General features: G+C 62.3%; 10 protein-coding genes. 6 read left to right on the top strand and 4 right to left on the bottom strand.

Features of this window, described 5'->3' with window-relative positions; translation table 11 throughout:
- Positions 1–283 precede the first annotated feature (283 nt).
- Positions 284–478: a hypothetical protein gene (locus sphst_RS21255; protein ID WP_081877593.1), complete on the bottom strand. Its 195-nt coding sequence runs from the start codon at positions 476–478 to the stop codon at positions 284–286.
- A 138-nt stretch (positions 479–616) separates the two neighbouring features.
- Between sphst_RS21255 and sphst_RS20625 the strand changes: the two genes are divergently transcribed.
- Complete coding sequence (locus sphst_RS20625; RefSeq protein WP_159043622.1) at positions 617–958, top strand: hypothetical protein; 342 nt, start codon at positions 617–619, stop codon at positions 956–958.
- A gap of 114 nt (positions 959–1,072) precedes the next feature.
- Here sphst_RS20625 and sphst_RS13435 read toward each other — a convergent pair whose 3' ends face one another.
- Positions 1,073–1,555, bottom strand: a complete 483-nt coding sequence (locus sphst_RS13435; RefSeq protein ID WP_031394499.1) for a DUF4142 domain-containing protein — start codon at positions 1,553–1,555, stop codon at positions 1,073–1,075.
- A 329-nt stretch (positions 1,556–1,884) separates the two neighbouring features.
- Here sphst_RS13435 and sphst_RS21670 point away from each other — a divergent pair, with 329 nt between their 5' ends.
- Together sphst_RS21670 and sphst_RS13445 are read left to right on the top strand one after the other, a co-directional pair.
- Positions 1,885–2,355, top strand: coding sequence for a hypothetical protein (locus sphst_RS21670; RefSeq protein WP_051916424.1), 471 nt, complete (start codon positions 1,885–1,887; stop codon positions 2,353–2,355).
- A 177-nt stretch (positions 2,356–2,532) separates the two neighbouring features.
- A complete protein-coding gene (locus sphst_RS13445) occupies positions 2,533–2,781 on the top strand; it encodes a DUF6894 family protein (protein ID WP_031394500.1) in 249 nt (82 codons plus the stop codon).
- 973 nt (positions 2,782–3,754) lie between these two features.
- Here the strand turns inward: sphst_RS13445 and sphst_RS13450 are convergent.
- Positions 3,755–4,081: a DUF4113 domain-containing protein gene (locus sphst_RS13450; RefSeq protein ID WP_031394501.1), complete on the bottom strand. Its 327-nt coding sequence runs from the start codon at positions 4,079–4,081 to the stop codon at positions 3,755–3,757.
- A 579-nt stretch (positions 4,082–4,660) separates the two neighbouring features.
- Between sphst_RS13450 and sphst_RS13455 the strand changes: the two genes are divergently transcribed.
- The 3 genes from sphst_RS13455 to sphst_RS13465 all read left to right on the top strand — a co-directional run bounded on the left by sphst_RS13455 (position 4,661) and on the right by sphst_RS13465 (position 8,890).
- Complete coding sequence (locus sphst_RS13455) at positions 4,661–6,055, top strand: DUF4139 domain-containing protein (protein ID WP_107045682.1); 1,395 nt, start codon at positions 4,661–4,663, stop codon at positions 6,053–6,055.
- Positions 6,055–7,587, top strand: a complete 1,533-nt coding sequence (locus sphst_RS13460; RefSeq protein WP_107045683.1) for a DUF4139 domain-containing protein — start codon at positions 6,055–6,057, stop codon at positions 7,585–7,587. Before sphst_RS13455 ends, sphst_RS13460 begins: the two co-directional genes overlap by 1 nt.
- Positions 7,588–7,969: 382 nt before the next feature.
- Positions 7,970–8,890, top strand: a complete 921-nt coding sequence (locus tag sphst_RS13465; RefSeq protein WP_031395685.1) for a VOC family protein — start codon at positions 7,970–7,972, stop codon at positions 8,888–8,890.
- 205 nt (positions 8,891–9,095) lie between these two features.
- On the opposite strand, the gene sphst_RS13470 is transcribed toward sphst_RS13465, so the two are convergent.
- Positions 9,096–10,016 carry a TonB family protein gene (locus tag sphst_RS13470; protein ID WP_107045684.1) on the bottom strand — a complete coding sequence of 307 codons (921 nt, stop codon included), beginning with the start codon at positions 10,014–10,016 and terminating at the stop codon, positions 9,096–9,098.
- Positions 10,017–10,635: the final 619 nt, after the last annotated feature.

Raw genomic sequence — 10,635 nt, forward strand, 5'->3', positions numbered from 1 at the left:
GTCAATATGGGTCAGCCCCGCCGGGCTGCTGGCGTCGGCTCCCGACCAACATACGCCGTTCGTTGGGAGGTGCGGGAACATCGGCTTGTGCCAAGATCCGCCGTTAGGCGGACATCACCCTTCCGGGCTGCAACGCACACCAATTTCAGTCGTTCGCCGCCGACATTCTCGATCCTGAGAACTGCCGATCGTTGATGTCGCCACCACGCGGACAATGGTTGTCACAGTACCGGCGAAAACTGACCTAGCGAGCGCGGGTGTGATCACCCGCGCTCGTCTCACCTCAGACAGGCTTGGCGCCAGCCGTGCCGCATTTTGCAAACTTACCATTCGCGCTCTTGCAACGGGCCGGCTTGGCCAGTGCTTTGGGCGGGCATTTCGTGAAGCGTCCCTTGGCGTCTTTGCACGGTGCGGCGAATGCAGGCGCCCCACCGGCAATTAACGACAAAGACGCGGCAGCGACGAGCAGGGTACGCATACGGCCAATCTCCAAGCCCCTGATGGGCAAGGCGATGCTATGCCGACAGCGGTATCGGTCAACTGACAAAGCCTTCATCACATTCGCGGAGCTTTCTGCCGGTTGTGCGTTGGTCACCAACAACACTGAGAGGTTGCCATGACTGACGAGAGCACGCCGAAGCCTAACGAAAATGTCCGGGTAAAATCCAAGGGCGCAAACCCAGCCGACGACGGTTTCGGTAAAGGTGATGGTTACTCGGGCGACGAGTACGACAGCATGGACCACGCCGCAGAGCGTCACCTACAGAACCGGGACTGTGCGCCTGGTGTCGAGTCAGTCGAACGGGATGACGGCAGGGATATTCCTCGCGAGGCTGGCAAGCGAGCATATATCGACAACAAAACGGGTGAAGTTCACGGCAGTGGGGCCAGCGCAGGTGGCGGTAATCCGGGTGAAGACATTGACCTCGACACGTCGCGAAGCGGGCCTGAGGAATAGCTATCCGACAGTATCTTAGGGATTAGCGACGGCAGCGCTCAGCGCTCCGTCTCGCAGTTTTGCAGTTAGGCATCACCAAGATCTCGACCCGCCGAAACGGGTCGAGGTTTGTCTTTACATGGACGCCAGCATCTCAATGTGATGCTGAACGGTTGGCGCGATGCTCGACGCGACTTGCTTTAGCGCGGGAGCCGAACCGGAAGTGGCAAAACCCTGGTGAAGGGCGAGTGCCTGCTGGTGAGCAGTCTTCTGCTGCTTGATATAAAGTGCATCACGGGCTGGTCCCTTGGACGCCTTGAGCGCAGCAATATTCTTGCGGCCCATCGCGTCGAGCATCGGGGGCTTTGGCGTCAGGCCGGACTGCGTAGCTGCGGCCTTCACATCAGCAGTGCTCTTGTTGTGGTCGCTTACCATCATCGTGGAGAACTGCTTAAGCTCGGCGTTCTTCGTAGTGGCCACTACGAGATTGCTCGATTGGATCTCATATTGGTCCGATGCGCCAGCTTTCATGACATAGGTAGCAGGGGATGGCACGCTTTGCGCCGCTACCAGCGTGGGGGTAGCGATCAGCGCTGCCGTGAGAGTAAGCCGCTTCATAATCTTCTCCTACGCCTTGTATTTGCGTAAGTTGATAAGGGATCAGTCGATCATAGTGTTCCCTTATTGATCGACATCCCGTCCCTCTCTTAATCTTGATTTATACGATTCGAGGGTTCACGCCGATCACGTGACCAATCAGGCCGCTGGGGGTGCCGCGGATCTGAGAAATTTTCCGAATGATGGCATGTTAGAACTGTGGTCTATCTTCTATTTTTTAGCTCAAAACGTGAAAATTCGCTGTGGGCAGAACGGCTACGTACGCTTGCAACTAAGTAGGATTCGTCAGGCCTATCATATGTGACTACGACTGGGTTGGGGGATCACATATGATCGACGAACTGGCTGCGGATGCTGCGCGCTTTGGCGACGATGACGAAATACGTCGCATTCTCGAGGAAGTGGCGGCACTCACGAGAATGGGATTTGTCGCGGTCGCGCGCGTAACGGAGGCGCGTTGGATTGCGTGCCAGGTGCTCGACCAGATCGACTTCGGTATGTCGCCGGGAGATGAGTTGCGCATCTCGACGACGATCTGCAACGACATCCGCGAGTCCGGCAATGCGGTAGTGATCGACGACGTCTCCGCGATCCGCGTTGGAACAGCCATCCGGCGCCCGCGCTCTATGGCTTCAAGAGCTATGTGTCGCTGCCGATCATCCTTTCGGACGGCACGTTTTTTGGAACGCTGTGCGCGATCGATCCCCATCCGCGCAAGCTGCGCGGGCGGACATGGTACCGACGCTCAAGCAATTCGCGGACCGCGTCGCGAGCATAGTGTCGCAGCGCCCTGCAATTAAGCCCCAAACGCCACGGACCATATCGACGGGAGAATGGGATCGTTGATTAACGCACCGCCGGACGCGGAGCGGGACGATGCACGATAAGCTGCATGTTGATCCACGGCAGCACATCTCATGTGAAAGGTAGCAACTTTACCTCCCTGTGCCCGTTTGCGAGCCCAGAGGAACATCACGATGGCACGATACTTCTTCAATGCGGCTGACAACCGGCATGGGCCTGATAGTGAGGGGACCGAGTTGGCTGATCACGCGGCAGCGAGGAAGCATGCTATAATTTTTGCCGGCCAGATCATGCACGGCGAACCAGCTGTCTTATGGGACGGTCGAGATTTTGTCGTCGACGTGACGAACGAGCGCGGTCTGATGCTCTTCAGACTCACAGCTTATGTCACCAATGCGCCAGCCGGAGGCGATACGAAATAGCTAGTAGGCTGTGTTCGCAATTGCCGGTTTCGGGTGAAAGGTTGACCATAAGCCACTGCGTGCTGGCCGCCTGTGACACGAACGAACTGGTGGCGCCAATACACCCGGAGGTGTGATTGGCCGGACCCGGCAGACTGCATGACAATGAGGTGGCCGGTGTTTCCAACGCGCGAAGTTGATGCCATTATTAGTAGGGTCGAATAGACCGATCACAGAATGACATAATAGATGGTTGGTATCGTCATGAATTGGTTGAGCGTAGCTGGATTTTCAGTATCATGCGTGATCATTCTCTCAGCTTCTTCCGTTGCCGCGCAGTCGGGAACCGACTTACGGCATGACAAAGCTGACATATTCATGGCAAGATATGCAGATTGTATTATACGGGACAAAAAGACAAGACCGGTAGCTAGCCAATTTGTCAGATCAATACCCAATACGGCAGAATATGTTGATTTGGCGTCAAAGGCGTCAAATTCTAAATGCCTTTCGGTTGACGCTAGCAGACCGGGCTCTGTTACGATGATGATAATCCAGCCGGACGTTTTTCGGGGTGCCCTGTATCCTGCACTATACCGCCTTCAATTTAGGAAGGCGCCAGATCTGGGCCTTATAAAAGACCTTCCCCCCCTCAAGTTAGCTGATGAGTTTAATGGTCCTGTTGCAGCACTGCCGGCCAGTTACCGCCCGGAACGCGCGCTCGGCGATTGCGTCGCTAGATCGTCACCGGTTGCTGCTCACGTTCTGCTAATTTCACGTCCATGGAGCTCGCAAGATACCGGTGCCACTGAGCAATTGAAGCCGGCAATTGCGTCATGTCTCGGTGAGGGCAAGACGATCAGCTTAACGCGGCGCGCGCTAAGGGCATATATTGGGGAAGCGATGTTTAAGCTCGTGTCCGCCTCCCCGAAGGCTTGAGCTTTCAGAAGCCGCAATGCCGAGCGACGCCACGCGGCAGTCTCCATCTGATCCTCTATCGCGCAGAGACAATTGGCGCTTCAGCAATGTCCGTCGTCCACGCCGGCGATCGCATCTCCGACCGCATCTTCCACTCGCGCTTGAAGCCCTGCGACGCCGTCACCGCAGTCCACGTCACGAATTTGCCATTGATTGCGTCGAGTGCGCCCATCAGCCGGTCTCGCTTGGCCGTATCCTCTTCGAACAGCGTGCGCGGCCATTCGTCCTCAGGAAGCATATCGTCGAGCATGATGCCGGCCTTCGTGTAGGCGTAACCATCCCGCCACGCCTTCTCAGCCGCGCGCCTGGCGGCCCCGATTAGTTCGAAGCTGTCGTTCGTCATGGGATGTAGGGTAGGCGCGGACACCGATATAAGGCTGCGTATTGTCGTACCGGGCGCGGGTGTAGGCAAGGCGGCCAATCTTGCATCGTTCGGGATGACTTTCGGAAGCCATCGATTTCCAGGCAGTCATTTCGAACGACCGCTTAAACGGAAGGCAAGCGCTGCCGTGGAACCCGATGAATGAACGGCGGAAGTTGGGAGGCGGGGAAGGGCACCCGAACGGCGACTTATGGGTCTTTGCGGATTCGGTGGGAAGGCGTCGCCGAGCTCGGCGTCGACCGGATCGATATCTTGTTCGGGCGCTCCAAGGATTGGTGGCGTATCGGCACCCGCTACGACCAGTAACCGACGGACTTGCTCTCCGCCGTCGGTCTCGCGGACACCGTCAGTTTGGCTATGATCAACGTATCATAACCTTAATGGCGCATCGCACCGATCAGAGCGAACAAGCGCCGTTGTTTGGGTCAGAAAATCAGACCCACAATGTCGCGTTGCCCTTCTGATGCGGTCTCGCCATTATAGCAAGGACCGGGGGAGAGTGGCGTGCGCAAAAGCATCTCGAGAGCGTGTGGTTTGGTGATGCTGCTCGGGTCGATTTCGGCAGCCGCTCAGCAATTGCCGCCCCCTGCTGATTCCTCGACCGCCGGAACGGCGCAAGGCGACGTGTCGGTCACCATCTACACCAACGACGTCGCCTTGGTGCAGGACATCCGTCCGCTGAACCTGGCGAGCGGGCGGGTTCAACAGAATTTCCCCGACGTGAGCGCAGCGATCCGACCGGAAACGGTGTCGCTGACCGTGCCCGATGCCGCGATCGTCGAGCAGAATTTCGACTATGACCTGCTCAGCCCGTCGAGCCTGATGGAGAAAGCGGTCGGCGAGACGATCACGCTGGTGCGGACCAATCCGGCCACCGGCGCGGAAACCCGCGATCGCGCGAAAGTTCTGGCGGTGAACGGCGGCGTGGTCATCGAAGTGAACGGTCATGTCGAGGTACTGCGCGACGACGGCCTGCCGGTGCGCGCGGTGTTCGACCGGGTGCCCGACGCGCTGCGGGCGCGCCCGACGCTGTCGGTGACACTGACCAGCACGCGCGGAGGAACCCGCCCGGCGACGCTGTCCTACCTGAGCCGCGGGCTCGGCTGGAGCGCCGATTATGTCGCGCTGTTCGACGACAAGAGCGGCACGGTCGATATCCAGGGCTGGGTAACGCTTAAGAATAGCAGCGGGACGACGTTCGCCAACGCCAAAACGCTGCTGGTCGCCGGCGAGGTCGGCAGCGCCGACGATGACGGCAGCGGCGGCTATGCGCCGCGTCCGCGCCGCCGAACGACGACACGCCCCGGCACCGAGAGCGCCGCGCGCGAGCAGCTCGGCGACTTCTACCTCTATCCGCTGGCCGACCGCACCACGATCGCCGACAAGCAGACCAAGCAGGTCAGCTTCCTCGATGCCAAGGGCGTGGCGGCGGGCGCGGGCTATCGGTTCGAGAATGGCTGGCTCGGCAGTTCGGACGAACCACGCAGCGCGCAGTCGGTGCTGCGGTTCAGTAACTCGGGTGCAGCAGGCTTGGGCGACGCGCTGCCGGCGGGGGTGGTCCGGGTCTATGTCCGCGATGCCCGCGGGCAGCCGCAGTTCACCGGCGAAAACCGGATCGAGCATACCCCGCAAGGGTCGACCATCGCGCTTCCCACCGGCGACGCGTTCGACGTGAAGGTGCAGCCCGTCACCGTGTCGCGCACGCGGCAGGGCGACAGCCGCTGGCGCACGGCGATGCAGTACAAGCTGACTAACGCCCGCGCCCGTCCGGTCACGGTCGAGCTCATCCAGGGCGGGCTCGACTGGAACGACGTCCGGGTCGTCGAGGACAGCGCGAAGGGTGAACGTCGCACCGCCGGCACGCTGGCGTGGCAGGTATCGGTGCCGGCCAATGGCAGCACCACGGTGACGGCGACCTTCGACACGCGCTACTGATGCGCCATCTGCTGCTCCTGGCGGTCGCGCTGCTGGCGGGCAGGGCGGAGGCGCAGACGACCGTCACCTCGTCCGCGCCGGACCGCGTCTCGCTCACGGTGTACCGGGCACCTTATGGCCGCGGGGCGATGACCCTCCAGTATCTCGGTGGCTTTGCATTGGTGACGGAGACGCGTCGCGTCCGGCTGCCGCGCGGACCGGCGGTTCTGCGGTTCGAGGGCGTGGCGCAAGGGATCGTGCCGGTCAGCGCAGTTATCGACGGCCTGCCCGGCGGCACGATCGAGAAGAACCGCGACGCCCGCCTGTTGTCGCCGGCCTCGCTCGTCGACGGTACGCTGGGTCGTGACGTGACGCTGACCCGAACGGACAGGGCGACCGGACGACCGACCAGCGAGCCCGCGACCGTTGTCGCCGGCCCGGCACCGGGCGTCATCCTCCGCACGGTGACGGGGATCGAGGCTTTACGCTGTTCGGGTCTCGCGGAGCGGCTGGCGTTCGCCGGCGTCCCAGGCGGCCTGTCGAGCAAGCCGGTGCTGAGTGTAACGACCATCAGCCCGGCGGCGCGCACGGTCACGGTGCGTCTGTCCTATCTCGCGTCCGGGTTCGACTGGCGGGCGAACTACGTCGCTGCGCTCGCCGCGAACGGGCGAACGGTCGACCTGTTTGCCTGGCTGACCCTCGCCAACAGCAACCCGGAAGTGTTCCCGAAGGCCGAGGTGCAGGCCGTCGCGGGCCGGCTCAACCGGGTGGCGTTGCCCGCGGTTCCGGCGGCGGCGGGCGGGCTGCGGCTGGTCTGCTATCCGCTCGGCACGACGACGTCGGATCTGCCCGAAACGGAGTTTGAGCCTGCCGACGAGATAGTGGTGACGGCGTCGCGCGCGATGGCGCCCCCCCCGCCGCCGATGATGGCGCCCCCGGCACCACCCCCGCCGCCGCCCCCTCCCGAAGATCTTGGCGATCTCAAGCTTTATCGCATACCGACGCCCACGACCGTCGCCGCACGCGCGCAAAAGCAAGTTGCTTTGCTCTTTCAAAAGGGCGTGCCGGTCGATCGTCGCTACCGACGCGCCGTGTATCCCGGCCAGCAGCTCGACGGCGTGCCGACGTCGATCGTGCTCGTGATGAAGAACGATACACCTGGCGGCCTGGGCGTGCCGCTGCCAGCCGGCAGCACCGCACTCTACGCCGAGCGGGCTGGCGGACGCCTGCTGCTGGGATTGGGCGCGGTCACCGACCGCACGGTTGGCGAGACGGTGCGCCTAGCGGCAGGTATCAGCAGCCAGGTTATGTTGACCCAGGCTATCGTTGCGTCGCGCGTGCCGGTGGCGGCTCCGGGGGAAGCATTGTCGCGAGAGGTCGTGCTGACGGCGACTAACGCCAACCCGTTCCCGGCGACGCTCGACGTCCCGATCGGGGCGGCGGGCCAGGCGTTCAAGGCCGATGACAAAGCGCTCAACCGAACCGACGGGATCCTCACCTGGTCGCCGACCCTGCCGCCGGGCGGTCGCGCCGATTTGCGTTACCGTTACTGACCGGCCCACTTCGACCTCCCAGGTCGGGCGATACCGCATACGCCTGATTTCAAGATCTAAATAGGGCCAGGAAGCTTGTACTGGTGGCAGCTACGATGCCTCGCCGTCCCCGCCAGTTGCGGCACATGAATGGATGACAGGTTTCGGGGAGCGGAAGGGGCGTTCGGAACGTCGCCTTTTGGGTCCAAAAAGCGGCGGTGCGGGTCAGTGTTCGGCACCAAGACCGCTTCTTGTTCCTGCGCGGCACCGTAGCAGATAGCGGCATCAAACTCCTCGGCAACAGTATCGACGAGAACCAACACGTGAGCACGTGACAGTGCCGGCATCGCTGCCTACGCTGCCAGCCACGGCCCGAAACGCGGCCGGGTGAGGAGAGGCTGCCATGGCCCGTCGTATCGCAGTTCTTGCCTGTGCAGCTGCCGCTCTGCTCGGGGCCAAGGCGGCGCCGGGTCCGCGCCCAGGCATCACCGGCATTTCGCACCTCGCTATTTATGCTCGGGACATGGCAAAGTCCGAGCACTTCTACACGCATGTGCTGGGCGCCCGGAAGGGTGCGGACCCCGAGAACCCGGCCGGCGTCCGCTACTATCTAAGCTCGCGCCAGTTCGTGGAGGTGCTACCCGCACCCGCCGGACAGGGGCCCAGCATGCTGGCGCACGTCGCCTACTCGACAACGGACGCGGCGACGCTGCGGGCCTGGCTGGCCGCGTCAGACGTCTCTGGCCTCGGCGCGATGCAGCGCTCTACCGAAGGGGAGCGTTGGTTCGCCCTGCGCGATCCAGAAGGCAACGGGATCCAGTTCGTGCAATCCGCGAGCGCTGACGCCAACGCTGTTCCCAGCGCGATTAGCGGGCGCATCATCCACGCCGGCTACGCCGTCCACGACCGGGCCAAGCAGGATAGGATGTACCGTCGCCTGCTCGGCTTTCGGCCGTACTGGTATGGCGCATTCGAGCCCGACAAGGTCGACTGGGTGTCACAGCAGACGCCCGACGGTCGGGACTGGCTGGAATACATGATGATCGGTCCGGGCTCGAGCGTGCCGGTGACCAAGGTCGACGCCCGCCAGCTAGGCGTACTTAACCACCTATCCTTGGGCGTTCCTAATATGCAGGCCGCCGTCACGACGCTGTATCGGGAAGATCGCCTGAGCCCGCGTCACGACGGTCCACAAATGGGCCTGGACGGCAAGTGGCAGGCCAACTTCTACGACCCCGACGGCACGCGGATCGAGCTGATGGAGTTCCAGCCTGTGACCAAGCCGTGCTGCTCATCCTTCACGGCCGAGAGCCCGACCAGGTAGGTACTGGCGACGTTGAACGAAGGGCAGAAAGACGGAGTAAGGAAGCGGGGTTCGAGTGACCGCATCTGGATCATGGCGTAAGGTCAACCATTAGAGAGACATATGGGTCGGATATAGCAAATGGTTCTCGGGGCGGATCGGCATGCGGATTCTATGGATCAGGCATGGAAGAGCAAAGGGAAGTCTGCCGGCGATGTTGTTCGGCCTAATCGCTGATCGTCGCACCGTAAATCGGATCGCGGCCACGCACGGGCTGAACCGCCTTGCGTGCCTGTTCGAACCGCTCTGCCGTCGTCTGGCCGGGCGGCTCTTGGCGGGCGACGGGTCGGCCCACGGGCGCCGACGCCGCCTGCGTCTGGATCGCGGCAGGAACGGCTAACATGCCGTTCGTCGGGCCGGCGCGGCGTGTACCGCCGTCGGTCATAGCTGCGTTGGTATCTACGCTGCCGCCGCTGACCGGCGTGTGCATGACGCCCGCTTGGTCGATCGCCCACGACAGGCGTATTCGCTTCGTCGTCATCACCGGCTGTCCGCGTCGGTCCATCGCCGGCCGGAATTTCGCCTTAGCCAGCATGATCGCGCACGCCTTTTGATCGAGCGCGGCATTGCCGCTGCTTTCGGCGATCGTGCAGGCGGTGACCTTCCCCTCGTCGCTGATAGCCAGCGACAGCAATGTCGCGGGCGTTCGGACGGTCCCGGGCGGCGCGGACGCGGCCGGCCCCGTCGCCGCTAGGTCGCGGACTGACAATCCGAATATTTTGGTGAAATTGCCCCGCCACCAGATCGCCAGGCTGGCGACGTCGCCGCGCGTGCGCTTGAAGTACAGCCCGTCTCTCGGGCTGAGCGCGCCGGAACATTCGGGCGCCGATCGCGCAAGCGGCGCGCAACTCTGTCTGACGCGCGCGGCTAGAATGGTCGTTAGTCGTGCCGCATCGTCTACGCCGCTGTCCGCCACCGCGATCCGCCCGGTTGCGAACCGCACGACGACATCGAACGAGCCCTCGGCATTGCCGACGATGGACGCCGTGTCGGATCGGCCATCGCCGTCGAAGTCGCCCTGGACCGGGGCTGCGGACGGCACGGCTGCGGCGACGACAAGCACGGCCGAAACAAGATCGAAATGCATCGACAGTCTCCCTGTGACACCGCCCTTTGCAGAGAGGGGTGAACAAGCCGTTGCGGCGGCACGCAAATCTATAAGCGCCCGCCGATTCTAATGCCGTAAAAGCGCGGTTCGCAGACCGGCTAGCATGCGGCCTCAGACGCTTGGCACCGAAGTAACGAACATATTAGCGATCACTGCGCTCGCGGGAAGGCAGAGAAGCCGTCCGCCGCTGACGCAGTATTTCCCGGGGGGCAGACGTCCATACTTACGCTCACGTCTCGGCATACCTACGTCCGCTCTCGCCCAAAGCCGGACGGCTCATTCAAGCCATCAGCGGCCCTCATCGCTCGGCTTGGCTTCTGCTACTGCGGAGATCGACATGAATGAATGTTCGGAAGTCGAGAAGCGCGTAGGGGGCGTTCAACGACTGCTTCTGGGTCATTGCAGACGACGCAGACTCGCAATCTACACTTACGGCTTTCAATTTTTAACCGCCATATCGTCTGATCAACGCCCGCCGTAGCATCCGGTCTTCCAGCGAGTAGTACAGCGCGATCAGGTCGCCCTCCGCCACGCTCGACGCGGCAAACGCGATGTCGGTGGCCTGGCGGGTCAGCGCTGGTGGCGGCACGAGCAGCGG

The organism is Sphingomonas sp. STIS6.2, assembly GCF_000732685.2.
GTDB classification, from domain to species: domain Bacteria; phylum Pseudomonadota; class Alphaproteobacteria; order Sphingomonadales; family Sphingomonadaceae; genus Sphingomonas; species Sphingomonas aerolata.

Coding starts and splice junctions, on each gene's coding strand:
- sphst_RS13465 (WP_031395685.1), top strand. CDS start 7,970: ATGGCCCGTCGTATCGCAGTTCTTGCCTGTGCAGCTGCCGCTCTGCTC.
- sphst_RS20625 (WP_159043622.1), top strand. CDS start 617: ATGACTGACGAGAGCACGCCGAAGCCTAACGAAAATGTCCGGGTAAAA.
- sphst_RS13455 (WP_107045682.1), top strand. CDS start 4,661: ATGCTGCTCGGGTCGATTTCGGCAGCCGCTCAGCAATTGCCGCCCCCT.
- sphst_RS13470 (WP_107045684.1), bottom strand. CDS start 10,016: ATGCATTTCGATCTTGTTTCGGCCGTGCTTGTCGTCGCCGCAGCCGTG.
- sphst_RS21255 (WP_081877593.1), bottom strand. CDS start 478: ATGCGTACCCTGCTCGTCGCTGCCGCGTCTTTGTCGTTAATTGCCGGT.
- sphst_RS13450 (WP_031394501.1), bottom strand. CDS start 4,081: ATGACGAACGACAGCTTCGAACTAATCGGGGCCGCCAGGCGCGCGGCT.
- sphst_RS13445 (WP_031394500.1), top strand. CDS start 2,533: ATGGCACGATACTTCTTCAATGCGGCTGACAACCGGCATGGGCCTGAT.
- sphst_RS13460 (WP_107045683.1), top strand. CDS start 6,055: ATGCGCCATCTGCTGCTCCTGGCGGTCGCGCTGCTGGCGGGCAGGGCG.
- sphst_RS13435 (WP_031394499.1), bottom strand. CDS start 1,555: ATGAAGCGGCTTACTCTCACGGCAGCGCTGATCGCTACCCCCACGCTG.
- sphst_RS21670 (WP_051916424.1), top strand. CDS start 1,885: ATGATCGACGAACTGGCTGCGGATGCTGCGCGCTTTGGCGACGATGAC.